The organism is Chryseobacterium sp. NFX27 (assembly GCF_049887855.1).
Lineage (GTDB): Bacteria > Bacteroidota > Bacteroidia > Flavobacteriales > Weeksellaceae > Chryseobacterium.
Map to the genome: position 1 here is coordinate 56,236 of NZ_JAGEKK010000001.1, position 24,782 is coordinate 81,017.

The following is a 24,782-nucleotide window of genomic DNA, read 5'->3' on the forward strand; positions in this document are numbered from 1 at the left end:
CCCCCTCAAACTTATTTAAGCTTCCTGTTAATGACTCTGTCCATATAATCCTGATACCAAGCTTTTGCAGTTTTCATTTCCTTTTCTATTTCAGGGGTCTTTAATTTACCTAATAAGTTGTTGGCAAAGCCAAGGTCATTCTTTTCATATACTCCTGTAATCTCTTTACCGTCGAAACGGTACATATGGTTTCCAATAATGAACTGTTCTGAGCTTCCATCTGAATTAACCACAATAGACGGATATTTTTTATCGCTAACAAGGCTTCTTCCCCAGCTTCTGATCTGCTTATTATAGCCGATAAGGTCTGCCAGTGTAGGATAAATATCTATTTGCTGTGCTGTTTCAGGATTCACGCCTTTAAGATTGTATTCCGGATTGGGTGAATATAATAGTAAAGGAACTGCAAAACGGTTCATTGCTTTTTCATACTCGCCATAAGCGATCTGGTTGGTATGGTCTCCCGTGAAAACGAAGATGGTATTATTGAACCAGGGCTCTTTTTTTGCCGTTTCAAAATATTTTTTAATCGCATAATCCGTGTATTGCATCGGCTCATGCATTTCTATAGTTCCTTTTTTAAACTTTCCTTTGTATTTTTCAGGGATTTTAAACGGATGGTGTGACGAAGCAGTAAATACCGTAGACATAAAGGGCTGTGTCTTTCCTGTATTTTTTGCAAAGTACTGAAGAAATGGCTCATCCCATATGGCCCACATTCCGTCAAAATCTTCATCATGGTTGAATTCGTTTTTCCCAAAATAATGCTTGAAGCCCAATATATTTCCAAATCCGAGGAAGCCCATCGATCCGTTCGGAGCTCCGTGGTAAAAAGAAGTGTCATAGCCCAGATCATTACAAACTGAAACAATAGACTGAATTTTCTGATTGGAATACGGTGAGCTGGTAAAAGCATCGGTAAGGCTTGGAATTCCTGCCAACACACTGCTCATCCCATGAATAGACTGTCTGCCGTTAGCAAACATGTTGGGGAAAATCAAACTGTGGCCTGCAAGACTGTCTATAAAAGGGGTATAAGAAACGTAACCGTTTATGTTTTTGTCTTTATTAAAAGCACCTGAATATTCGCGCCCGAAAGATTCAACAATAAAAATAACAATATTGGGGCGGTTCTGCACTTTCCTGTCATATATTTTATAAGGCTGAACATGGTCAGCAATATATTTTTCGTCTACAAAGTGAACTTCTTTAAAATTATTGGTTCCTAAGGTTCTGAAAAATGAAAATGTACTGTTCAACACTATATTGCCCTGAAGCGGGTTCATCACAAAACGGTTGGCATCCACTAAATTAATAGGTCTTGTGCTGTGTTTAAAATCACCACGGATTCCTCCAACAGCCAAAACAGCTGTACCGCAAAGAACCAGCACAGACCAGATAAAGTACGGAATAAGTTTTACAGGTTTCTGTTCTGTAATTTTCACTTTTTTATAAAGGAAAATCCAAAGTGTCATTAAAATAATGAACCATATGAGAACAAAAGGATGCTGTCCCAGGGAAACCGTGAATACTTTAAAAATGTTGGTTTCATGTTTTGCAACCTCTAATGCTGTAGATGTTAATCTTGCCTGTGAAAATTTATAATAGACAAAATCCCCGAAATTCATGGCGTAGGCAATTCCGTTGGTGATAAAGTACAGCCAGAATAAAATGGTCTGGTATACTTTTTTTGTATTGATGACCACCGGGACCAGACTTAAGAGAATAAATAAAGCGTTGACATATAAAATAGCCGTGGTATCAAAGGCAATTCCATGAAATGCCAGGTTGAAATAATCTGAAACGGAATCCACTTTAATAAGCTCTTTATTGAAATACCAAAACAAAAGCCGGGCAACCTGATAAAAAACGTATGCTAAGAAAATCCGGTAAAAAAGGACCAGAACTTCTTGTTTTCTAAATTCTTTAAAAAATTTCATTCGGCAAATTTACATCAAAAACCTATTAATGTATTTTTTCCTTCATAATATTTCAGGTTAAAATTTGGAAAAACTGTACTTTTGTTGACATGAATTTCATAAAAAATAATCTTGCCAATTTATTGACCCTTGCCAATCTATTTGCAGGCTGCATAGGGGCGATACATCTTATTTTGGGCGATTACCAGACTACGGCCATCTGTATCGTTCTTTCTTCCATTTTTGATTTTTTTGATGGGTTTGTAGCCCGGGCACTAAAATCGAACTCCAATCTGGGACTTCAGCTGGATTCGCTGGCGGATATGGTAAGCTTCGGCCTGATCCCCGGTCTTACGATGTATAAAGCACTGGAACCTTTCGGAAATGAAATAGCAGGTCTGCATCTTCCTTTTGATATCAGCTATATTGGACTTCTGGTGACTGTTTTTTCATGCCTCAGACTGGCTATTTTCAATCTTGATGAAGAGCAGCGTTATTATTTTAAAGGACTGAACACCCCTACCAACACAGTATTGCTGTTTGGGCTGTATTATGCTTTTAGGGAAACAGGAACTTTCGGTTTTTTATTTGAAAATTCTTTGTTTTTAATTTTACTGACCGTTATCACATCATGGCTTCTGATCAGTCCGATTAAGATGATGGCGATGAAATTCAAGTCTAAAAAACTCCAGGACAATTACCCGAAAGTTATTTTACTGGGTGGCGGGATTGCTATTCTGGCCATATTTCAGACCGTTGGCATTCCGATGCTTGTTATTTATTATATAGTAGTATCACTGGTTTTTCAGAAACAGCTGAAGTAGAATTCAGATATCAGACATTAGACTTTGGAACTGCAAATTTAAAGATCAGCTTATTTTCAAATTAACACATTATCAATTATAGACATGAATTTAAAACTCCATAAACCTCTCTGCATTTTTGACCTTGAAACTACAGGAACCAATATCGGAAAAGATAAAATTGTAGAAATCTGCATTTTAAAAGTAAATCCGGATGCATCCAGAGAAAGCAAAACATGGCGTGTAAATCCGGAAATACCTATTCCGAAAGAATGCAGCGAGATCCACGGAATCTATGATGAAGACATAAAGGATGCCCCGACATTCAGAGAAATTGCTCCAAAAATTATGGAAATGCTTTCAGGAAGTGATCTGGGAGGCTTCAATTCGAATCGTTTTGATGTTCCGCTTCTGGCAGAAGAACTGTTAAGAGTTGAAATAGATTTTGACCTCAGCAAATTCAGATTGGTAGATGCGCAGACTATTTTCCACAAGAAAGAACCGAGAAATTTAGGGGCTGCCTATCAGTTTTACTGCGGAAAGGTTTTAGAAAATGCCCATTCTGCGGAAGCTGATGTGATGGCTACTTTTGAAGTGCTGGATGCGCAGGTCGGAAAATATGACGATATTCCTAATGAGATTGCTCCTTTAAGCGAATTTACATTCCACAATAAGAATGCAGATCTTGCCGGATTCATTGGGTATAATGAAAAATCAGAACCCGTTTTTAATTTCGGAAAATATAAAGGACAGGTGGTAAAAGCTGTTTTCCAGAAAGACCTGGGATATTACGGATGGCTTCAGAATGCCGATTTTCCGCTTTATACGAAGAAAGTCTTCACAAAAATTCAATTGTCAGGTAAATTCTAAAAAATGTCAAACCTAGTTCGTTTTAAATTTTACGAAACAGCCCTTGAAGCCAACAGGGATAAGCAGATCCTTGCCGAAAACGGAGTGAATGGCTTCATTGCCAACGAGCAGCTCATCCAGTCTGACTGGTTGCTTTCACAAGCCGTGGGTGGCATTCAGCTTCAGGTTTTTGAAGACGACCTGGAAAAAGCGAAACAAATCCTGCAGGATTATAATGATAACGAAGCGTATTCTTTAGAAGTGGAACATACCATTAAAGATCCGGTATTTGATTTTGTATGCCCGAAATGTGGCTCAAACCATATTTACAGGGACGACAGAGCAACGAGTTTTTTTGGAATATCAATTTTATCGAGCCAGAAGTTTGTATGTTATTATTGTGGGAATGAGTTTACACATTAATAGGATTTAAAAATAATAAAAGATTGCTTCGTTGTGACTGAACGAGTACATAAATATCAATAATTAAAAGACTTATGAAAATCATTTGTATAGGAAGAAACTACAGCGAACATGCAAAAGAATTAGGAAACGAAATTCCTGAAAAACCGGTTATTTTCATGAAGCCCGACACGGCGGTTTTGAAAGGAAATGATTTTTATATTCCTGAATTTTCCAATGATGTACACTATGAGCTGGAAGTTGTGGTAAAGATTTCAAAAGGAGGAAAATACATCCAGAAAGAGGTGGCTCACAAACATTATGAAGAAATCAGCTTAGGAATAGATTTTACGGCAAGAGATCTTCAGAGCGAGCTGAAATCCAAAGGTCTTCCATGGGAGCTTGCCAAAGGTTTTGACGGCTCAGCAGTGGTAGGGAACTTTTTCAAAAAAGAAAATTATGATCTTGAAGAACTGCAGTTCTCATTGTTTCAGAACAAAGAAAAAGTTCAGGATGGCAATACAAAAGATATGATCTTCAGCTTTGACGATATTATCGCTTTTGCTTCCCAGTATTTTACATTGAGAGTAGGTGATCTTATTTTTACCGGAACTCCAAAAGGAGTGGGAAAGGTGAATGAAAATGATATTCTCGAAGCTTATCTGAAAGATGATAAAATTCTTGATATTCGAATATTATAAGTATTTAACATAAAAAACTGGGCAATTTTTCTTATCTTTAAATAACAAAATTAAAGGTCATGATAAATATTGTACTACCCGTAGATTTTGGGGACAAAACAGAACAGCTTGTAGATGGAGCTGTAAAATTTGCAAAACAGTTGAATGGCAGAATTTTTCTGATTCACGTAGCACCTTCAGATATTGGTTTTGCTATCGGTGATATGGGATATCAATATTTTCCTGAAGTAGAAGCCAATGAGATCCGAGAAGAGCTTATACAGCTGAACAAGATCGAACAAAGGATCATTGCTCATGATATAGACTGCGAGCATTTATTAAAGCAGGGCATTGCAAAAGATACCATCCTGGAATACGCCAAGGCAAAAAATGCTGATTATATCGTAATGGGATCACACGGAAGAAGCGGAATCTATGATGTTTTCGTGGGAAGTTTAACGAAAGGTCTTACGAAAGATTCTCATGTTCCGGTACTGGTGCTTCCTATCCACGACTAAAAAAATATATTTTAACCGTTAATAAAAAAACCGATCAGACCAAAGTCCGATCGGTTTTTTACTATATAACCAATTAATTAACCTTCTTTTTTATAGATCTTAGGATCGTAATAAGGGTTCTTACCCTCAGTAGGAGAATAGTAGTCTTTATCTTTGTCACCACCTAGTTTTACTACCAGTACATAGCACCAGTACGTAAACAGTACGCAGCAAACGATAAATAAAATCCAGTTTAGAACATTTCCAAATGCATCAAAAAAACCGAAGGCCCATTTGAAAACTTTACTTAAGAATAACCAGAAAGACGTCATTATTTTCCTTTTTTAAATTAACTTTGTACAAATTTATAAAAAATGTTTAAATTACTTTCAAAAGAAAGCAATATTTTTTCAATTCCTGTTTATATTGGTTTTCTTCTTTTAGTAGTCATAATATTTAACATCCTGAATTTCAATACTTATGAAGCAATTATCGCGGGAATAACTTTTCTGGGGATTGCATTGGGATATTTTTGTTTTCACAGTATTGCTCTTAATTATCAGACGCATCTGCCGTTATTTTTATATACATTTTTTATTTTCGGTCTTTATCCCGGGAATCTGGATATCGGAATTGCCGTTTCACTGCTTACCAATTCTTTTCTGCTCCTGCTTTTAACCAGTGCGGATGAAGATATCAGAAAGAAATCTTATGTTCTGGTAGGCGCCATTGTTGCGCTGAATTTTATTTTTCTTCCTACCACATGGCCTATGGCACTTTTTGTGATCGCTCACGTGATCGCAACTTCTCAAAAAATAAGTTTGAATCTTTTCAGGTTTCTGTTGGGAATTGTATTGATCGTTTTCAGTTACTTTTCTATCATGTTCTTTTTCCGGTTTACGACATGGAATATTGACTATTTCCCTTTTGGAAAAATGCGGCCAATGACAGATTATACTGAACTGCTTCCTTTAATCCCTATTCTCCTGATGCTTATTTATGCCGTATATGACCATTTTAAAAACTATAATAAGAAAAGCCCGATAAGCAGATACAAGTACACATTTTTGCTTGTGTTCTCACTGGCCCAGCTGGTGACGATTATTCTATATATGAATAAAAATTATGAATATTTACTGCTTCTGGCATTTCCATCGAGCATTATCCTGAGCAGGATGATGAGATTTCTGCCAAAATACTGGATGCAGGAGGTAAGCTTATGGCTTATCATTATAAGCTTGATTGCTTTTAAAGCAGGTACATATTTTGATTTATTTTAAAGATTATGATTCAGATAGACGATAAATTGATTTCAGAGGATATTTTTTCCGAAGAATTTGTTTGCAACCTTACGAAATGTAAAGGTGCATGTTGTGTGGAAGGAGATGTAGGTGCTCCGCTAGATAAGGATGAGCTTGAGATTTTAGACAGTATTCTTGATAAAATAAAGCCTTACCTTACACAGGAAGGCATCAAAGCCCTTGAGGAGCAGGGAACATGGACTACAGATCCGGAGGATGGAATGTATGTTACTCCTATGGTAGAAGACCGCGAATGTGCTTATGTTACTTTCGATGAAAGAGGAATTACCAAATGCGGTATTGAAAAAGCGTATGAAGATGGTGCCGTAGACTGGCAGAAGCCGATCTCCTGCCACCTCTATCCGATCCGTGTCACGGAATATTCTACTTTTACTGCCCTGAATTACCACGAATGGAAGGTATGCAGTGACGCCTGCACGCTTGGAAAAGAACTGCAGGTTCCTGTCTACAAGTTCCTGAAAACTCCACTGACCAGAAAATATGGCGAAGAGTTTTATAATGTTTTAAGCGAAGCTGCCGATGAATGGAAAAAAGCATATGGCTCTTAAATAACAAAAAAACCGCAGACTGATCTGCGGTTTTTCTTTATCAATTATTTTAAAATAAAATTACTGTTTAACGACTGTTGCTCCCATTACTGCTGTTTTTGTCTCTTCTTTTTTAGCATTTTCCCATCCGTCTTCCGGCATCAGCGTTGCTGTAATCTTTCCTTTTGTCAGGTATTTTTTGGCAACATCCTGAAGATCTTTCACGGTAAGTGCTTTTACTTTTTCCTGATAGTTAAGAATATCATATTTATCACTTCCGTCCAGCTGATTTTTAGCAAGAGCGTTCAGCCAGAACATATTGTCCTTAAGCTCCGTTTTATTGTCGTTGTACTCTCCTTCTTTGTACTTGTCAAGGTCTTTCTGCTCAGGACCTTTATCAATCAGTTTCTGAAGTTCGGTAACGGCACTTTTCGTAAGCTTTTCTGCATTTTCAGGTCCACAAGGGAAACTGATGCTGAAATTGTAGGCACTGTAAGGAATTTTATTCATACTTCCTCTTGCTCCACCGCCATAGATACCGCTTTCATCTTCTCTAAGTTTTTCAATAACCTTGATAGTTGCTACTTCTCCAAGGGCTGCAAGAGCCAAAGCTTCTTTCTCGTTGTAAGGAGTTTCTCCACTGTAAGAGATCGTCACCAGACTTTTAGGATCTTTCCCTTTTTTGTACACTTTAGCGTGATCTCCGGTTAACTGTCTGTAGCCTGTATCTTTGAATGTTGATGTTTTCCCTGCTGAAGGAAGACCGCCGATATACTGAAGTACCTGCTCTTTAAATACAGCTTCGTCAATATTTCCTACGAAATAGAACTGGAAGTTTCCTGCATTGGCAAATTTCTCTTTATAGATATCGTATGCTTTTTTATAATCTGTATTGGCCCAGTCTTTTTCCATCGGGAACAGTCCGATGAATCTTGGGTTCTTCTGGTTCATGAATTTCGCATGTTCATTGGAGAAGTAAGCCTGAGGATTAGACAGCAAATTGTCCAGCATTGCAGACTGTTTTTCTTTATATGCATTGAATGCGGCAGGGTTGTAATTTAATCCTGTAAAATAAGCGTACGTAAGCTCCATAGCGGTTCCTAGATCTTTCTGGGAAGTTCTTCCTGAAATTCCCTCATAATAAGGTCCAACCATTGGATTGACACTCACCTGCTTTCCTGCAAGGTAATTGGTAAGATCTGCTTTTGACAATCCCCCTACTCCAGCTTCGGATAGTGCTGCAAAAGCAAACTGAGTTTTTATAAAATCAGCATCAGAGATCAGAGAGTTTCCACCTAAGCTTCTTGCTGAAAACACAATTTCATCATCTTTGAAATCAGTTTTTTTGAAGGTCACTTTGGCACCGTTGCTTAATGTCCAGGTTGTTGTTCCCAATTTGGCATCCGTTTCTGTTTTAGCTATTTTTCCTTCTGATTTAAAAGGTTTAACTAAGTTTTTGATGGCTGCTTTTTCCTCGTAAGGCTTAAGGTCTGCCATTTTTACAGATTCAAATGTATTAAGAACCATTGCTTCGGTAGGCATTGTAACATTGTCTTTCTTTGGTCCTGTAATCACGATCACTCTGCTGTCATCCTTTACCATTTTCTTGATCACTTCGTTGGCTTGGGCTAAAGTAACTTTAGGAAGGAAGGTCTTTGTATCTTCATATTCCCAGGCAATTCCCGGCATCGGTTCCTGCTCCAGGAAATTTCTTACATACTCATCTACCAGCATATCACTTTCCGTCTTGTCGCGGTTGTTGTAAGATCTTTCAAGGTTGGACAGCATTTGTGCTTTTGCCCTGTCAAGTTCTGTCTGTGTAAATCCGAATCTCTTCGCCCGTTCCACTTCTTCCAAAAGAACTTTCAGAGCATTTAACTGGTTTCCTTCTTTTACGACTGCGAATCCCTGGAAGGCTTCTTTACTTCTTGCATAAGTTCCTCCGTGATACACTGATCCGAAAGTAAAAGGCGGATTATTGGAGTTAATCAGTTCTTTTAATCTATTGTTCAGCATTGCGGTGGAAAGTCCTTCTACAATGCTTTGATTATACTGCTCAACCGTCACATCCGGCTGATAAGCCTCAGCATCTTTCATAATAAACTGAACCATTGAGTTGGTAGCATCCGGATCGGTCTCTATGGCAACTAATGTTTCTTTATGGTTAGGCAGATCAAATACTTTTCTCTCCCTTGGTTTGGAAGGGTTTTTATATTTGCCGAAATTGTCTTTGATCTTTTTTTCAACTTCATCTATATTGATATCTCCTACAACTACAATCGCCATCAGATCCGGTCTGTACCAATCCTGGTGAAATTTCCGGATCACATCCGGCTTGAAGTTTTCCAATACATCTTTTTTACCGATCGGAAGCCGGTCTGCGTATTGAGATTTATATAATAATTTAGGAAGATATTTGTCTGCCATTCTTTTGTCAGCACCCAGACCTAGCCTCAATTCTTCCAGAACAACGCCTCTTTCTTTATTGATCTGGGCATCGGAAAGGGTTGCATTAAAAGCCCAGTCCTCCATTACTTTAAGTCCAGCATCCAGATTGCCAGGTTTATCTAATGGAACAGGAAGCATGTATACGGTTTCGTCAAAGCTTGTATAAGCATTAAGGTGCTGCCCGAATTTCACTCCGATAGACTGCAGAAAATCGACAAGTTTATTGTCCGGGAAGTTCTTGGTTCCGTTGAAGTTCATGTGCTCCATAAAGTGCGCCAAGCCTCTCTGGTTTTCATCTTCAAGAATAGATCCGGCATTGATGGCCAGACGGAAATCTACTTTCTTTTCCGGTAATGTATTTTTTTTAATGTAGTACTTCATTCCATTGGAAAGAGTTCCGGTTCTCACGGAAGAATCCACGGGAATATTCTGTCCGAAAACATTTGAAGACATCAGAAAAATGACTGCAAATGAGGATAAAACTTTTTTCATATTATTAATTTTATTTTCGGACTAAAAGTATCAATTATTCACCATCTTAAGAAATCTTAAAATTCATATTTGAGTTAAAATTGAGTTAAAAATTTTTCAGACAATACAAAAGCCGGAAAATATCCGGCTTTTTGTACTGTAAAATATCAGTTTTTTATTTGAAATCCGCATCAGATGTAACGGTATTCAAAACCACTTTAGTCGTCTTTATCGTTACTTTCTGTCCTTTCCCGTCAATATCTACTTCAGAAGGAAACTTTATACCTTCCGCAGTGATGTAGTTTTTCACGGTAACACTTCCTTCTCCCATGGAAGATCTGTATAAGAGTCCGGTAGCGGCATCAAAGTAAAACTTCCCCTTTTCTGAAGATAACACGTTATAATCTTTATTGTCCAGTTTTTCTACTGTTGCTGTCTGAAAGTTGGCAGGGTTAAAAGCCAATGCCTCAATCGTTGTTCCTTTTTTAAGTTCGGCAATATTATTGGCAGGGAAATCAGTTTTCTGTCCGCCTCTTTCTATATAGCCTTTTTCACCGTCAAAAACCTGACTTACTGTCTGTCCCATTGCAGTCTGTACAGATTTAAATTTATTGCCCATTTTCGTAGTGCTCATGGTGATATCCATTCCCTGAACATTCAGTGTATTATCAATAACCGTAGATTTTACTGCTTCTAATTTGCTTTTACCTCCCAAAGCTTTAAAGTAATTATCAATAACTTCTTTTGGGGTCAGCTTAGATTTTACAACTTCCGTCTTTGCGGGAGCTGCACTGGTCTGCTGAGCTGCTGCCGGCACTGAAAAAAGTACGGCACAGAAAAACGGAATGATGATCTTTTTCATATCTATAATAAGTTTAGGGTGTAAATATATGAATAATGACCACAAGAAGATAAACACGGGATATTTATACATAATACGGGATAATTCCTGCCCGGATCTATTAAGATTTTTTAAGAATATTCGAACGCTAAATGATAGAATACCGCTGTTATATGAGCCATAGTAATGATTGGTGCAATAAAAAATGAGGAATATATTAAAAGAAGTATAAATTTTAGTGTGGAAATAAAAAAACCTCCGATTTCTCGGAGGTTTTGAAATATTTATATCGGAATACATTACTTTTTAAGCTCTTCTAAAAACTCGTCGTGAGAGATTTTAGTTTCTTTTTTAGATGCTTTTTCAAGAATTACATCTTTCAGCTTAGCCATAGCTACTTCAGAAGAAATCTGTCTTACCTGCTCCTGGTCTTTCAACATTTCAACAGCATATTTCTGGATCTCCTCATCCCCTAAATGGTGAATTCCGTAGATTGCCAACTGATTTCTTACCAATTGCTCAGCCTGTGCCAAAACATCAGCATAGTCTAACTTGATGTCGTTATCCGTCATTAATTTACCTTCAATGATCTGGTATCTTAACTGGCTTTTCTCTGCTTCAAGAATTCCTTTAGCCTGCTCTTCAGACTGGATATTCTGGTTAGAGAACAATAACCATTTTATAAGGAAATCTTCAGGAAGTTTCACTTCTTCTTTTTCAGTAACCTGCTCCAATACTTTATTCACATAGTGAACGTCAGCATTCTGCTGGAAGTACTCATCCAGCTCAGATTTTACTTTTTCTTTAAGTTCTTCTTCAGACTTGATTGTTCCTTCTCCGTAAACTTTGTCGAATAACTCCTGGTTAAGTTCAGCAAGGTTCAATGAATAGAAATCTTTTACTTTAACCTCTACTTCAGCATGGTGTAAATGCTCAACTTCTTCTTTACTGAAACCTAATTCTTTAGCCAATTCTTCGTCACCAGCAAGAGTTTCTTTAGATACTTTTACAGAACCGTCCATTTTTAAAGCTTTTACCAATTTGAAAGCTTCTTTGTTTTCAGCAGTAATGGTAACGTTCTTTGGATGGTGGTGGTGCTCTCCTTCAGCATCTTCTTCTACAACCTGAGAAATTTCTAAAGCTATATAAGAATCCTTAGTGATTTTATCCTGAGGAACCTGCTCCGCAAAACGCTTCTGCATGTTCTCAATGCTCTTGGTAATTTCTTTGTCAGAAGCTTCTACTTTATAATGAGGAGCTTCATATTTAGCTAAATCTATAGTGAATTCAGGCTCATATCCTACTTCGAAAGCAACTTCAATTTTTTCAGCGTTGTAATCCAATTGGTTTACTGGCTGAGGAACAGGCTGACCAACTAATCTTAACTTGTTTTCGTTAACATAGTTATTCAATGCGTCAGAAACCTGTTTGTTGATTTCTTCGAATGCAATACCTGCTTCATATTGTTTTTTAACCATACTCAAAGGCACTTTCCCTTTTCTGAAACCAGGAACTTGCGCATTTTTAGCATAATTAATCAACTGCTTGTCTACTTTTTCTTTGTAGTCAGATTTTTCCAATGTCACTGTAAGTAATGCACTTACGTCATCATGGTTTTGTGCGGTAACCTTCATTATTGATTAAAATTTTAGGTTGCAAAAATATGAAATTTTTATGAGAATTACCTACTTATAATCAATTCTTAGTGGTCAAATGTTTATAAATAAAAAACCGCCGAAAATCTCAGCGGTTTTATCATTTGATATGAGGAATTTATTATTGAACACCAATTAGTGCATCTACATCACTTTCGCCTCCTGTGGTGGTTCCCTGCTGGTTATCTGCAGAAGGTGAATTCTGGTTTACAGCACTTGGTGCATGGATCAGTTTAATGTTGGCGGTAGCATTGGAAGGTGCATTGGTAACTGTCCAAACAGTTTTAAGACCTAATTTATTACCATCAGTTCTTACAATATCATCAGCCGCTCTTTTTACATTTACATTTACGCCCGCAAATTTGTAGGTAATGAAATGTTCATCTTTCTCTTCGATGATCTCATCATTGGCACTGTGAAAATGATCGTCATGGGCAGTCTGGAAATCCAGACTTACGCTGTAGGTTTTTCCGTTCTGCAGAGTGATTTTTTTATCTGCCACTCCTCCAATGTAATTGATAATTTGGGAAGTTCCCACTGCATCGTCAGTAACTGTCACCTGAAGTTTGGAAATCTCTTCGTGCTCGTGGATATCTTCCGGAATATCGGTGTTGTCATCATTTCTACAAGAGAATAATAAAACTGCAGCCAATAGTAAAAGTGTTATGTTGAATATTTTTTTCATTTTAAATTAAATTTTAAGTATTAATAATAATTAGAAATTGTATTTAAGAGTAACCACGAAATTTCTTCCGGCTTCAGGCATATAATATCTCAATCTGTTCAGATATTCCCTGTACTCTTTATTAAATATATTGTTGATCCTGAAATTCAGATTCAGGTTTTTGAAAAGGTCTGCTCCCACAGACGCATGAAATATGGAGAACGCAGCCGGAGTAGAACTGTAGTCAATGACTCTTGTAAGCAATTCGCCATCCTGGATAAACTGTACGCTCTGATCTCTGATCGGGAAACGGTTTTGTTTGAAAACATTTTCGTTTTCCAGTCTGATGTAGAAATTGGAAGGCTTATTCAGGTTCAGCTCAATGGAATTTCTAAGATTCGTTGGCATCATCAGGATAAGCGGTTCATTCTTCGTCAAGTCCTCACCTTTCAGCGCACTGAAGCTGGTTGTCCATTTCAGATTATCAAGAATTTTAAGCTGAGCGTCTGCATCAATCCCGTAAATCCTTGCTTTTACCTGCTGGTATTCCCAGATGGCAAAACTTCCTCTGTTGGTCGACTGGAAGCCTACCGGCATCTGGTTGATAAAGCTATCCGAGAACATAATGTACGGATTGGCTTCTACCTGAAGCCCTTTCAAAACATTGAAGCGCCCGGTAAGCGAAAGATTGGCATTATAGATCTCTTCTTTTTTGATCCTTAAATCCCCTTTTTCAATAATCGCCGCAGAATGGTGAAGCCCGTCAGCAAATAATTCTGCCGGATTCGGTGTTCTGCTCATTCTTGAAAAATTAAACTTGATGTCAAAATCCCTGGAAGGCTGGTAATTCAACCCGATATTAGCTGAGAAATTATGATAGTCAAAGATAGGGCGGGCCAGGATCCTGCTGTCATTTTTCTGCACATAAAACTGCGGAAAAACAGCGGCATATTTTTCTTCCCATTCCGATCCGTCATAATATTTATAAGAATCATATCTGCTGAAATCATATCTTACACCTGCTTCAGCATTCAGTTTTGAACTGAAACGGTATTTAAATACGGAAAAAGCTCCTGCATCATATCTGTAATAATCAGGAATCAGCCTTCTCGCTTTGGTAGCCGGATCGGGATAATTATCCTGATATCCTGCAGAAATACCGCTTTCCAGACTCCAGCCTGCACGTTCTATAAGATGGGTAAGGCTTGCGGTATGGGTAATGAGCCTTAGATCCATTGAAGGAACATCATTCAGTTCGCCTCTTCTGATATCATATTCTTTACGTCTGTTTAACTGAAAGCTGTACTGGAATGTAAGTTTTCCGAAATCAGCGAAGCGTTTGTACGCGGAAAGCTTTACAATATGATGTTCTACATCCTGTTTGGGATTGGTGATATCATAACTGAAATCGTCCAGAAAATAGGGCTGTCCGAAATTAATTGCCATATAGGCATCATAATTATTGCCCAGATGCGCTCCTTTATAGATCCCGAATTCCTGATTGATTCCACTGTAGGAAACATCAAATCCCTGCATAAAACCATGGTTACCAAAAGAAAAGTTAAAAGAATTCACTTCTGCTCCGGTATTCTGAAGGGTATGATGGGGAATATAAAGGTCACCTGTTTTTTTATAGCTTCCTCCGGCCTTAACAAACCATTCGTTTTCCCATGATTTAAGGGCATTCGCTGCAATTTCACCTCCTCTTCCGTTAGAAATCCCAGAAAGCTTCAGGCTTCCCATGATGGTATCTTTCTTAGGAGGAATCGCCGGTTCAAGCAGGACCACACCCGCTACTCCATCGTTTCCATATTTCAATGCCGATGCTCCTTTAATAACATCGATATGTTCGAAATCATTCACATCTACATTCGGGGCGTGTTCAGCCCCCCATTCCTGTTCTGCCATCTTCACACCGTTATTCATAATAGAAATACGGCTTCCGTACATCCCGTGAATCACAGGTTTTGTAATATTATTCCCTGTTTTCAGTACGGCAACTCCTGAAATTTTAGAAAGAAGATTTCCAAGATTTTCCATGGAATTTCTTTCTATTTCGGTTTTATCCAGTGTTTTCAGTACTACAGAACCTTTATTTTTGTGGCTTCCGTGCAGGGTCACGGTTTCAATATCACCGACATGGTGCTCTAATGTAATGACCATGTGTACATCCTGATTAACTCCTATATTTTCAGTATAATCATTACAATCAGGATGTTTGGCAATGAGTGTATATTTTCCCGCAGGAATTTTATTCAACGTAAACTTACCTGCATGATCTGTTTTAGTGGTAAATCCCCCGATTTTCACTACTGCATTTTCCAACGCAGTTTTATCATGAAAATCCTGAACAGTTCCTTCTACAGTATACGTTTTCTGTGCATTTATCAACGTCAGCCCACATAGAACCAACATCAGACTATATATCAATTTCATTGTCAATAGATTGATTGTGTACCGTTTCTGGTACATTTTTACGTAAAATTTTATTGAAAGGGCAGATTTTAAATTGTAAAATAAAATGTACAATGTAAAATGGATTAATGGCTGATATGGTAAGTGATGAGATTTCAGATTTCAGACATAAAAACAGAGATACGAGATCTTTTGAAGTAATTTCAGCTACTCATAACAAACAGCTAACCCTACTTTCATATACTCTCAAGCCCGAACCTTACATTCCGAATCTGTTCACGAAGGTTTTTTCACTTACAATGTTCAGAGACTTCTCTTCCCTCTTCCATCTCCGATCTTAAACATCAAACCTAAAAACAAAATCCTAAATTGCAAATTCCGTATAACCCGAAACCGGCATCTATCAGCCATTAGTTTTAACCCAAAATATTGAGCTTTAATCTAATTAAAGTCAATAAAAAATCTGTGATTTATGCAACTGCGGGAGGCCCCCGGAGCTGAAAAGTAAATTTGGTCTGAGACCATATTTTTTCCTGAACAGCAATAACCTGTTTTACTTCATGTGTAAAATGCTCGAAGGAAAAGTTGAATTCTTCAGGAACCAGTGTATGTCCTGTCGCTAAGAAATGACACGCCAGACAGTCGCCCGGCTTTTCTTTAGCTGAAGTTTTGGCCATCGTATTTTCTGTCTTTTTAAGACTGAAATTCTTAAAATAATCAACAGTATCGTGATGGTGGAAACTTTGGGAAAACAACGCAATGAAGTATATCCCAAACAAAAGTTTGGAGATAAAGTTCTTCAGATTTCTGCTTTCCTTAAAAATCATCGTGTAAAATTATAAAAATAATTTAAGTTTTGAATTAAGTTTTAGTAAAACTATTCAATACGTCGGTGAAAGTGCTTTTTTGTTACAGGGAAATGTTTCGGTGAATGCATGTTCTTCCCTTTTTATATTTAAAATCCTTCTACTTCGCTCAGGATGATAATATTAAATCTAATACAAACGGTATTATTTTAACAGCGTCATGCGGATCGAAGTCGAAGGATCTGTATATTCTTAATTCAAATTAAACCAACTGAGAACCCAAGTGCTCCCATTCCTGCAGAGCAACTTCTAATTCTTCTTTAGTTTTATTGTATTTTTCTAAAGTTTCGTCAGAAGGGTTTTCTTTTGTGAATGAAACTTCCATTTTTTCAATTTCCGTTTCAAGTTCAGAAATTTTCTCTTCTACCTTCTTTAATTTATTCTGAATATTTTTTTGCTCTTTACTTATAATAGTCGAGGATTTTTCTTCAACTTTTACTTCTTTCGGAGCTGGCTTTGCCTCAACTTTCACATCATCGCTGTGAAGTTTTGCTTTTTCAGCAGATATTTCTCTCAGTGTTTCTTTTTGTCTGTATTCCAGATATTCACCAACACTTCCGAGGAATTCTTTCATTTTTCCGTCACGGAATTCATAAATCTTATCACAAAGTCCGTCCAGGAATTCCCTGTCGTGAGAAATCACGATCAGCGTTCCTTGAAAATTCTGTAAGGCCAGTTTAATAATTTCCTTAGACTGAATATCCAGGTGGTTGGTAGGCTCATCCATAATCAGCGTGTTGAAAGGACGAAGCAACAATTTACAAAGAGCCAGACGGTTTCTTTCTCCTCCGGAAAGTACTTTTGTTTTCTTGGTTACCGCTTCTCCCTGGAAAAGGAAAGATCCTAAAAGGTCTCTTACTCTGGGTCTGGTTTCTTCCGTAGCTGCATCTTCAGCTTCTTCCAGAACTGTTTTATTCGGAGTCAGTACTTCTTCCTGGTTTTGGGCAAAATATCCGATATTTACATTGTGTCCCAGGTTCCATGTTCCTGTATAATCTTTGATATCTCCGGCAAGAATTTTAGCTAAAGTTGTTTTTCCCTGTCCGTTCTGTCCTAAAAGAGCAATTCTGTCTCCTCTCTGAACAATAAAGTCAACATCATCGAAAATTTGTTTTTTCCCGTAAGCTTTTCCTAAATGACTGGCCTCAAAAATAACTTTTCCGGGAACCATAGACTGTACGAAACGGATATTGAATTTGGAAACGTCTTCATTATCCACCTCAATACGTTCAATTTTATCCAATTTCTTAATAAGTGACTGTGCAAAAGATGCTTTGGTAGCACTGGCACGGAACTTATTGATGTTGTCTTCCATCTGCTTGATCTCCGCATCCTGATTCTTCTTCGCCTGAATCAGTTTTTCACGGCGCTCTTCGCGCATCACCAGATATTTGGAATAATTGGCTTTATAGTCGTCCACTTTTCTGTTGTTGATATCAAAAGTCCTGTTGCAGACAGCGGTCATAAACTGTTTATCGTGACTTACCAGAACAATGGCTCCGGGATAATCTTTAAGGAAGTTTTCCAGCCAGATGATAGATTCCATATCGAGGTGGTTGGTAGGCTCATCGAGCAGCATGATATCGTTCTTCTGAAGAAGCAGTTTCGCCAGCTCAATTCTCATTCTCCATCCTCCGGAAAATTCATCTGTAATTTTATGGAAATCGTCCGCTTTAAAACCTAAACCGAATAATATTTTCTCCATGTCCCCTTCCAGGTTGTAGGCATCATGGTTCATCAGAAGATCATTCAGCTCTGTCATTTTGTTGATCAGGTCTGTGTAGGCATCACTTTCGTAATCAGTTCTTGTTGCCAATTGGTGATTAACTTCTTCCAGCTCGTTTTTCCAGGCATTAATCTGTTCAAAAGCCTGCATTGTTTCATTCCATACGGTTCTTCCTTTTACAAAATCAAGATCCTGTTTCAAGAAACCGATGGTAACATTTCCTTCGGGAACAACACTTCCTTCATAGAAATTAATTTCTCCGGAAAGCATTTTCAGTAAAGTAGATTTTCCAGCTCCGTTTTTTCCAACGAGACCTACTTTATCATCCTTTTTAATGGTGAAATTTGTATTTTGAAACAGATAGTTTCCTGAATGATGTAATCCTAAACCTTGAACCGAAAGCATTTTATTAAATAAAAATTAAGTGATGAATAATGAATTTTCGGGTGCAAAAGTACGGAAAAAGAAATGAATAGCCCAGAAATAAAAAGTACCTGCTTTGGAATACGGCAAAAAGGGATGCCCTGACGGACATCCCTTCGCAACCTAAATTTAAAACTGAAAAGTATTAACGTTATTTTCTTAATTCTGTTCTGCAGCAAAGGATCTCATCTCTATTGTACGGCTCCAGATGTCATTATTGGGAACATTGGTCCCATACATAAAGTCTGCTACAAAGCTGTCTTCAGGAAGATGCAGCTCGGTAAGAAACTTGGTGTGGATCTCTTGGTCTCCGGATGTATTACTGGGTACATTCAGGCCAATGTTGATCAGTTCTGCTTCTAATTCATCAGCTGTTTTTTGTAATGTATCGTCATGATACCTTCCGAAATTGGCTGAAATATGGGTATATGCTGCAAAATCTGCATAATCATAATGGGGTTTCATGTCTGTTGAGAAACTTTTAACATATGCTGCCAGCTCTGTATAAAAGCCTGTCAGAAAAGCATCATCCACAATCTCAAGGCCTGAACGGGTAAGATCTGCACTGAAAATCCCGGGCACTGCATTATTGGTTTCTTCCAGCATGATCCTGCCGTACACAAACGGAAGGGTATTAAAGACCAAACGTCTGGAAACATAAGCCTGGGAGAGAACAACACCTTTTTCGATCTGAAAGCCTGAGAGCAGTGAATTCCAGATCTTATTTCCTTCAGCATCGGTTTTTGCAGTTCTCACTTTTGAAACATAGTCCTGCAGATCACTGACATTCATAAAATCTGTAGAAATATAAACTGATTGCGGTGCCGGCAGATAGCCACCGCCTACATCTGCATGAGCTCCGGGAACGAAAACCTCTTTCCAAACGGAGCCCGCCGTTTCAGTTTTGGTGTCCTCCATATTTCTTGAATTTTCAAAAAAGCCGGTGAGCGGGAAAAAGAACCGGCATTCATTAACCGCACACAGGTGAAGGGCATTTTCCACTTCCTGAGGCAGGTTCATATCGTACGTATTAAATGGCTTGGACTCCACGGTATCAAAAACGCCCAAAAACTTTATGGTAACGTTTCCAGTGGGATACTCTGCAGCCAGCCGGTTACAGAATTCTCTTGCCAGCATGCTTCCCCTGCTGAATCCGTAAACGTAAAAATGATAGTCAATATTTTTATCATTGATTATATTCTGTACAAACGTACTGGCTTTCTGCAGTTTGTCGTCTGAAGAATATCCCTGTGCATCCGGAGGGTTAGCGCAGGTTCCCATCGCAAAATTGCTATCTTCTCCTCCAGTAAGCGTTCCTATTCCTTCAACATATATTTTACTGTTTCCGCTGAATAAATTGAAGAGCTTATAAACATTGGTGGGTGCTCCTTTATAGCTTTCATTATTTACTGAAGGCATATCGGCTGAGCCTGCATTGATTCCGTTATTTCCGGTTCCGTCAAAAAAAATTCCGACAGGTAATACTGTATTATTTTCCATCGCTGTGTTTTGCATTAATTGTTGAAAGTTTTCCAGTACAGTGTTTTGAGTCTGGTTCTGCTTTGAAATCTGTACAACTTATTTTTCAAATTAACGGAAGAAGGAAAAGCAATACTAGCGTGAAAAATACCAAATAAAAAATTCCGTATTTCTACGGAATTACATTGTATCAAGAGAATAGATATTGTTCACAACAGCATAAATAACAATACCTACTGTATTTTTGGCGCCAATCTTTTCCAGGATCCGCTGGCGGTGGCTTTCTACCGTTCTTGGGCTGATGAAGAGCTTTTCTCCGATCTCATTATTAGTATATTCCTGACAGATCAGCTTTACGACATCTTTTTCCCGTTCGGAAAGCTCGTCTTCCATTTCAAAGAGAGATTTCTTTTTTGTGGAGCTGTTCATATAGGTAAAAAGCATCTGATGATCCTCTGCTGTAAAGAAAACTCCATTTTTGTAAACCATGGTAATGGCCTCAATAAATGTTTTGCGGTCTGAATTTTTAGGTAGAAAAGCTGAAACTCCCAATTTAACCATATAGCCCAAAATGGAAGTTTTGTAATGGGAAGAAAGGATAATGATCCTGAGATCTGGATATTTTTCTTTAAGAACTTCTACGAGTTCAAAGCCGTTCATAGGCTGCATCTGTACATCTACAAGAGCTATGTGGGGGAAATCATCTCCGGAAAGGCTTTCCAGCTTTTCAATAAAGTCCGGGCCGTTATTGGAGGTAAGGCATACGGATATATTCTTTTCATTCGAAAGCAGCATTTTTACTCCTTCAAGGATCAGCTGTTCGTCATCAATTAAGGCTATTTTGATTTGGGAGTTCATTATTTCTTGGAATTAAAATGATTAAACGGCTTCCTTTATTCAGGTTACTTTTCCATTTATGGATGGCATTCATAGATTTTATCCTGGACTCGATATTTTTTATCCCCATTCCTTTTTTCACGAGATCATAATCAAATCCCTGTCCGTTATCAGAAATAACAACGGCCATATGCCGGGGATAATCTCTGATGTAGATCCACAGGTCTGTAGCCGTAGAATGTTTGATCACATTGGTTGTAAATTCCTGAATGATACGGTACAGCTGCACCTCTATAAAGATATCTTTTTTCTCATATCCCGGCATCACGCGCATAGAAATATTGATCTTATGGGAAAGGTTGGCTATCATTTCTTCCACATAGAGAACAAACCCTACCGATTCGAGGTTGACAGGATACAGGGAATGGGAAATACTCCGCGCTGCATCAATAAGGGAGGACATCTGGCTGTAGATCTTTTTTTTGATGACTTCGTCTCCTTTTGTATCCAGGTTGTTGAGCCACAGGGAAAGGATATTGAGCCTGTTTCCAATATCGTCATGAATCATAACGGCTATTCTTTTTCTTTCTTCTTCCTGGGCTTTGATATTTTCAAGCACAAGCTTTTTCTGATGGAGAACTTCAGCTTCGTGCTGAACATTCTTCTCTTTGATAATCCGGCTGATAAAAGATCTGTAGGCTAAGAGAATAAAGGATACTATAATTGTTATGGTAACAATTATAAGGATCAGCAGGCTAATATTTAAGGTTACTTCTTTAATTTGATGAAGGTATATAAAAATGAACAGTATAAAATGCTTGACAGAATATTATTCACACTGAGAATAATTAAGTACTCATTTTCTGAAAGATTCGCGATCTGATGCTGGATAATAAAAATAAATACTGAAACTGAATAGTAAAAAAAAATACAGGCATCCGCGAGAAGAAAGCGGTTCTGTGCAGAGGCACCCCTGATCTCCCTGATCAGGACAAATCCTGAAAGGCAGATAATAATGATATTTGAGATCACTTTCACAATATCGCTGTTAAAGGGATAGTTAAATACATATTTCGAGATCATAAACCCAGCTGCGAGAAGTGCTGTAATGCCAAAAAAATATTTTGGAAGCCCCAGTTTTCTGATAAATAAAGCCGTGACCAGGAAAAATTCGCCGGCGATATATAAAGGATACAGGAAAGAAGTATCATTAAGATTAAAAATATAAGGCAGGACCAAATTTAATAATTCGATAAAAAAAAGAAAAGCAATACAGTGAAAATATTGCTTTTCTTTGGTATTCAGTATACGGTATTTTGCTGCTCCCAAAAGTATGATGGACAGAAGCAGACCATAGTTTAGGAATAAAATTGCTTTAAAAAAATCTGTCATTCCTAGTTACGCTATGTATTTAAGATCCAATTTCAGGAATACGGCAGACAGGCGGACATGGTTTCGCCCAATCATAGGTATTAGAAATCATTGCCTGATTGGTTCCTTCCTGTAACAGTTCGTGGAAAGAAATAAAGATCAGTGTAACGAGCATTCTCTGGTAAATATCATTATGTCTGAGCCCGAAAGAGCATTTGATGCCTAAAATCTCAGGATTGGGATGAGTAAGGTCTTCCATCGGAATATAGAATCTTCTGAAAACTCTTTGTCCCCCGAATTCATTACACTCACGGAAAAACCACTCCATTCCTTCATCTCTCCAGCGTTCAATAGCTTCTACAGCAATATCCTGGTCCAGAACCGGCTGTTCGGATACCGGAACAGAGGTATTGGTATTGCCATCTACTTTGGTAAGGTTACTGGAAAGAACAGCATTCTTGGTAACTGTAAATTCTTTTGTTTCCTGCAGCCTGAGATCATATTTAAGCGGTCCCAGAGTAGTATACTGGTATTCAACAACACTTTTATCCACATGTCCCTGTGCATCCAGAGGGAGGAAAATAAGAACCATACTGCCGTTGTATACGCCTACTTCAGCGCATACATCTGCATATTTGTTGTGTTCCATTATTTTTCCGATCTGTTCTGAAGAAAGCTCAAAAATGTAATTGGTGGGAATTAAGTTTGCGATTCTGGGATAATCTGACACATATTTGCCCCATTCGGCGGATGCCAGCTTGTAATCGTTCTCATTCATAATTTCATAGTTATTTAGTTGTATAAAATTATACAAACTAAACATCCTGCACAAATAATCGTATCATAAATTTATTATTCGTAAAATAAATTTAATATTAATGAGTGAAATTTTCAGATTACAACGTAGTTTAGGATTGGCCGATCGGCTAATAATTCCTCACAGTGATGTGATAACAGCTCTGCTGTTTCTCCCTGATGTAATAAATCCTTCCTGCGTTGGCATAATACTTTAACACTTTTTCCAGCGCCGCCTCCATTTTAGGATTGTATTTCAGTACATCATTGAACCTGACATAGGAAATATCAAATGAATTCCCATAATTATGTGAGCTAATCCCTAAAGAAGCATTGGAGTTCACTCTTCTCAGCCTGCACTGATCCTCAAGTGTTCTTGTGATAGATGAAACGGTAAACGTATGACCTTTTGTTGCTTTACTGAACCTGGCACCCATCTTCTCAAGAGTGATCTTCGCCTTGGAAACCATATAAGGCCTGCTGTAATCAAGTTTCTGAACCCGGTATCCTTTTCCGCTTTTTTTTATTTTGTGAAATTTACCGTTGGTTATATATTTCTGAACTGTTTTAGAATCTTTCAGAAGTTTTACATTGAAACTTCTGGAGGCATCCAGGTGGGGTTTGTACAGAGCGGTAGGCTCTACTTTCAGGACGGATGTCAGATCATAGCAGGGAAGCGCTTTTTTTGCTGCCTGCGGATAATAAAAGCTATATATAAAGGGCACAAAGGCTACACAAAAATACTTTCTCATTAACCACACTTTTAATTACGAAACGAAAGATAAACATTTATGATATATTATTCAGTTTACTGATAATGTCATAATAAAAGAATTCCCAACAAACATTAAACCAAATTAGTAAATATGTAATTTTATATTAAGAAATCATAAAAGATTTTTAAGTTTTATCTTTTTATTTTAAAATTTAAATTTTACATTTGAGATACATTTAATAATAAACATATGATAAAAAAACTTTTTGCTGAATTTTTCGGCACATTCTGGCTTGTTTTCGGTGGCTGCGGAAGCGCAGTATTTGCTGCCGGAGTTCCCGACATCGGTATCGGCCTTTTAGGGGTTTCTTTAGCCTTTGGTCTTACCGTTCTTACGATGGCTTATGCTGTCGGACACATTTCTGGCGGACATTTCAATCCGGCAGTATCTTTCGGACTTTTTGCGGGAGGCAGATTTTCCGCAAAAGACCTTATCCCTTACGTTGTAGCGCAGTGTCTTGGAGCATTGGTAGCAGCAGGATGTCTTTACGTTATCCTTAACGGCTCAGGAGCTGTAGATTTTTCCCAGCCAGGAGCTTTTGCCACTAACTTCTACGGAGAAGCGGTTTATAATGGAAAAGCATTCAGTATGGGCGCTGCATTTCTTGCAGAATTTTTATTAACGGCTTTCTTCCTTATTGTTATAATGGGAGCTACCGACAAGTGGGCTAACGGAAAATTTGCGGGTATTGCTATCGGTTTGGCTCTTACTCTGATTCACCTTATTTCCATTCCTATTACCAACACTTCGGTAAACCCTGCAAGATCGCTTTCACAGGCTGTTTTTACGGGTGGACTTGCAATGTCTCAGCTTTGGCTGTTCTGGGCAGCACCTATTTTAGGAGGAATTGTAGGAGGATTGATCTATAAATTTCTGCTTCAGAGAGATACTGTTGAAGTTACTGATTAATACTAATCTTCATATTAATATAAAATCCTGTCGTCTGACAGGATTTTTTTGTTTTTATAAGATGAATCCCTCGTTTTACATTTATGAAAAGAACAGAAACAGTTATT

23 protein-coding genes are annotated in these 24,782 nt (G+C 37.9%); 8 read left to right on the forward strand and 15 right to left on the reverse strand.

What is annotated here, in order from left to right:
* Positions 1-11 precede the first annotated feature (11 nt).
* Positions 12-1,940, reverse strand: coding sequence for an LTA synthase family protein (locus J4Q03_RS00315; RefSeq protein WP_426046268.1), 1,929 nt, complete (start codon positions 1,938-1,940; stop codon positions 12-14).
* Positions 1,941-2,029: 89 nt separating this feature from the next.
* Between J4Q03_RS00315 and J4Q03_RS00320 the strand changes: the two genes are divergently transcribed.
* The 5 genes from J4Q03_RS00320 (at position 2,030) to J4Q03_RS00340 (ending at position 5,171) form a co-directional block, all read left to right on the forward strand.
* Positions 2,030-2,743: a CDP-alcohol phosphatidyltransferase family protein gene (locus J4Q03_RS00320; protein ID WP_426046269.1), complete on the forward strand. Its 714-nt coding sequence runs from the start codon at positions 2,030-2,032 to the stop codon at positions 2,741-2,743.
* 84 nt (positions 2,744-2,827) lie between these two features.
* A complete protein-coding gene (locus J4Q03_RS00325; protein ID WP_116011036.1) occupies positions 2,828-3,592 on the forward strand; it encodes a 3'-5' exonuclease in 765 nt (254 codons plus the stop codon).
* Between the two features lie 3 nt (positions 3,593-3,595).
* The gene (locus J4Q03_RS00330) at positions 3,596-3,994 is read left to right on the forward strand and encodes a putative signal transducing protein (protein ID WP_426046270.1); all 399 of its coding nucleotides are present in this window, start codon (positions 3,596-3,598) and stop codon (positions 3,992-3,994) included.
* Positions 3,995-4,068: 74 nt separating this feature from the next.
* Complete coding sequence (locus tag J4Q03_RS00335; RefSeq protein ID WP_426046271.1) at positions 4,069-4,674, forward strand: fumarylacetoacetate hydrolase family protein; 606 nt, start codon at positions 4,069-4,071, stop codon at positions 4,672-4,674.
* A gap of 59 nt (positions 4,675-4,733) precedes the next feature.
* The gene (locus tag J4Q03_RS00340; RefSeq protein ID WP_111956352.1) at positions 4,734-5,171 is read left to right on the forward strand and encodes a universal stress protein; all 438 of its coding nucleotides are present in this window, start codon (positions 4,734-4,736) and stop codon (positions 5,169-5,171) included.
* Between the two features lie 77 nt (positions 5,172-5,248).
* Here the strand turns inward: J4Q03_RS00340 and J4Q03_RS00345 are convergent, their stop codons facing one another.
* On the reverse strand, positions 5,249-5,482 hold the full coding sequence (locus tag J4Q03_RS00345) for a DUF6341 family protein (protein WP_111956350.1): 234 nt from the start codon (positions 5,480-5,482) through the stop codon (positions 5,249-5,251).
* Between the two features lie 42 nt (positions 5,483-5,524).
* Between J4Q03_RS00345 and J4Q03_RS00350 the strand changes: the two genes are divergently transcribed.
* The gene (locus J4Q03_RS00350; protein WP_426046272.1) at positions 5,525-6,430 is read left to right on the forward strand and encodes a DUF6427 family protein; all 906 of its coding nucleotides are present in this window, start codon (positions 5,525-5,527) and stop codon (positions 6,428-6,430) included.
* 5 nt (positions 6,431-6,435) lie between these two features.
* Positions 6,436-7,020: a DUF3109 family protein gene (locus J4Q03_RS00355; protein ID WP_426046273.1), complete on the forward strand. Its 585-nt coding sequence runs from the start codon at positions 6,436-6,438 to the stop codon at positions 7,018-7,020.
* Between the two features lie 60 nt (positions 7,021-7,080).
* Here the strand turns inward: J4Q03_RS00355 and J4Q03_RS00360 are convergent, their stop codons facing one another.
* From J4Q03_RS00360 to J4Q03_RS00420, 13 genes are all read right to left on the reverse strand, one after another.
* Entirely contained in the window at positions 7,081-9,939 is a 2,859-nt protein-coding gene (locus J4Q03_RS00360) for a M16 family metallopeptidase (protein WP_426046274.1), read from the reverse strand.
* A gap of 154 nt (positions 9,940-10,093) precedes the next feature.
* Positions 10,094-10,780: a hypothetical protein gene (locus J4Q03_RS00365; protein WP_426046275.1), complete on the reverse strand. Its 687-nt coding sequence runs from the start codon at positions 10,778-10,780 to the stop codon at positions 10,094-10,096.
* A 278-nt stretch (positions 10,781-11,058) separates the two neighbouring features.
* Positions 11,059-12,393, reverse strand: coding sequence for a trigger factor (locus J4Q03_RS00370; RefSeq protein WP_426046276.1), 1,335 nt, complete (start codon positions 12,391-12,393; stop codon positions 11,059-11,061).
* Positions 12,394-12,535: 142 nt separating this feature from the next.
* Positions 12,536-13,099, reverse strand: coding sequence for a hypothetical protein (locus J4Q03_RS00375; protein ID WP_426046277.1), 564 nt, complete (start codon positions 13,097-13,099; stop codon positions 12,536-12,538).
* 30 nt (positions 13,100-13,129) lie between these two features.
* Complete coding sequence (locus J4Q03_RS00380; protein ID WP_426046278.1) at positions 13,130-15,514, reverse strand: TonB-dependent receptor; 2,385 nt, start codon at positions 15,512-15,514, stop codon at positions 13,130-13,132.
* 449 nt (positions 15,515-15,963) lie between these two features.
* Positions 15,964-16,320, reverse strand: a complete 357-nt coding sequence (locus J4Q03_RS00385; protein WP_426046279.1) for a hypothetical protein — start codon at positions 16,318-16,320, stop codon at positions 15,964-15,966.
* A 241-nt stretch (positions 16,321-16,561) separates the two neighbouring features.
* Entirely contained in the window at positions 16,562-18,490 is a 1,929-nt protein-coding gene (locus J4Q03_RS00390) for an ATP-binding cassette domain-containing protein (protein ID WP_426046280.1), read from the reverse strand.
* 177 nt (positions 18,491-18,667) lie between these two features.
* Positions 18,668-20,008, reverse strand: coding sequence for a T6SS phospholipase effector Tle1-like catalytic domain-containing protein (locus tag J4Q03_RS00395; RefSeq protein ID WP_426046281.1), 1,341 nt, complete (start codon positions 20,006-20,008; stop codon positions 18,668-18,670).
* A gap of 159 nt (positions 20,009-20,167) precedes the next feature.
* A complete protein-coding gene (locus J4Q03_RS00400; protein ID WP_426046282.1) occupies positions 20,168-20,845 on the reverse strand; it encodes a response regulator in 678 nt (225 codons plus the stop codon).
* Complete coding sequence (locus J4Q03_RS00405; RefSeq protein ID WP_426046283.1) at positions 20,814-21,443, reverse strand: sensor histidine kinase; 630 nt, start codon at positions 21,441-21,443, stop codon at positions 20,814-20,816. The genes J4Q03_RS00400 and J4Q03_RS00405 overlap by 32 nt, the downstream gene beginning before the upstream one ends.
* 149 nt (positions 21,444-21,592) lie before the next feature.
* Complete coding sequence (locus J4Q03_RS00410; RefSeq protein WP_426046284.1) at positions 21,593-22,216, reverse strand: hypothetical protein; 624 nt, start codon at positions 22,214-22,216, stop codon at positions 21,593-21,595.
* 19 nt (positions 22,217-22,235) lie between these two features.
* Positions 22,236-22,973 (reverse strand): hypothetical protein, encoded by a 738-nt coding sequence (locus J4Q03_RS00415; protein WP_426046285.1) that lies wholly within the window; start codon positions 22,971-22,973, stop codon positions 22,236-22,238.
* A gap of 148 nt (positions 22,974-23,121) precedes the next feature.
* Positions 23,122-23,742: a DUF5715 family protein gene (locus tag J4Q03_RS00420; RefSeq protein WP_426046286.1), complete on the reverse strand. Its 621-nt coding sequence runs from the start codon at positions 23,740-23,742 to the stop codon at positions 23,122-23,124.
* A 216-nt stretch (positions 23,743-23,958) separates the two neighbouring features.
* On the opposite strand from J4Q03_RS00420, the gene aqpZ reads away from it, so the two are divergent.
* Positions 23,959-24,675, forward strand: a complete 717-nt coding sequence (gene aqpZ, locus J4Q03_RS00425) for an aquaporin Z (protein ID WP_426046644.1) — start codon at positions 23,959-23,961, stop codon at positions 24,673-24,675.
* Positions 24,676-24,782: the final 107 nt, after the last annotated feature.

Bases quoted from the DNA above. Each gene is read 5' to 3' on its own strand.
- J4Q03_RS00315 (WP_426046268.1), bottom strand. From the start codon at position 1,940: ATGAAATTTTTTAAAGAATTTAGAAAACAAGAAGTTCTGGTCCTTTTT.
- J4Q03_RS00320 (WP_426046269.1), top strand. From the start codon at position 2,030: ATGAATTTCATAAAAAATAATCTTGCCAATTTATTGACCCTTGCCAAT.
- J4Q03_RS00325 (WP_116011036.1), top strand. From the start codon at position 2,828: ATGAATTTAAAACTCCATAAACCTCTCTGCATTTTTGACCTTGAAACT.
- J4Q03_RS00330 (WP_426046270.1), top strand. From the start codon at position 3,596: ATGTCAAACCTAGTTCGTTTTAAATTTTACGAAACAGCCCTTGAAGCC.
- J4Q03_RS00335 (WP_426046271.1), top strand. From the start codon at position 4,069: ATGAAAATCATTTGTATAGGAAGAAACTACAGCGAACATGCAAAAGAA.
- J4Q03_RS00340 (WP_111956352.1), top strand. From the start codon at position 4,734: ATGATAAATATTGTACTACCCGTAGATTTTGGGGACAAAACAGAACAG.
- J4Q03_RS00345 (WP_111956350.1), bottom strand. From the start codon at position 5,482: ATGACGTCTTTCTGGTTATTCTTAAGTAAAGTTTTCAAATGGGCCTTC.
- J4Q03_RS00350 (WP_426046272.1), top strand. From the start codon at position 5,525: ATGTTTAAATTACTTTCAAAAGAAAGCAATATTTTTTCAATTCCTGTT.
- J4Q03_RS00355 (WP_426046273.1), top strand. From the start codon at position 6,436: ATGATTCAGATAGACGATAAATTGATTTCAGAGGATATTTTTTCCGAA.
- J4Q03_RS00360 (WP_426046274.1), bottom strand. From the start codon at position 9,939: ATGAAAAAAGTTTTATCCTCATTTGCAGTCATTTTTCTGATGTCTTCA.
- J4Q03_RS00365 (WP_426046275.1), bottom strand. From the start codon at position 10,780: ATGAAAAAGATCATCATTCCGTTTTTCTGTGCCGTACTTTTTTCAGTG.
- J4Q03_RS00370 (WP_426046276.1), bottom strand. From the start codon at position 12,393: ATGAAGGTTACCGCACAAAACCATGATGACGTAAGTGCATTACTTACA.
- J4Q03_RS00375 (WP_426046277.1), bottom strand. From the start codon at position 13,099: ATGAAAAAAATATTCAACATAACACTTTTACTATTGGCTGCAGTTTTA.
- J4Q03_RS00380 (WP_426046278.1), bottom strand. From the start codon at position 15,514: ATGAAATTGATATATAGTCTGATGTTGGTTCTATGTGGGCTGACGTTG.
- J4Q03_RS00385 (WP_426046279.1), bottom strand. From the start codon at position 16,320: ATGATTTTTAAGGAAAGCAGAAATCTGAAGAACTTTATCTCCAAACTT.
- J4Q03_RS00390 (WP_426046280.1), bottom strand. From the start codon at position 18,490: ATGCTTTCGGTTCAAGGTTTAGGATTACATCATTCAGGAAACTATCTG.
- J4Q03_RS00395 (WP_426046281.1), bottom strand. From the start codon at position 20,008: ATGGAAAATAATACAGTATTACCTGTCGGAATTTTTTTTGACGGAACC.
- J4Q03_RS00400 (WP_426046282.1), bottom strand. From the start codon at position 20,845: ATGAACTCCCAAATCAAAATAGCCTTAATTGATGACGAACAGCTGATC.
- J4Q03_RS00410 (WP_426046284.1), bottom strand. From the start codon at position 22,216: ATGACAGATTTTTTTAAAGCAATTTTATTCCTAAACTATGGTCTGCTT.
- J4Q03_RS00415 (WP_426046285.1), bottom strand. From the start codon at position 22,973: ATGAATGAGAACGATTACAAGCTGGCATCCGCCGAATGGGGCAAATAT.
- J4Q03_RS00420 (WP_426046286.1), bottom strand. From the start codon at position 23,742: ATGAGAAAGTATTTTTGTGTAGCCTTTGTGCCCTTTATATATAGCTTT.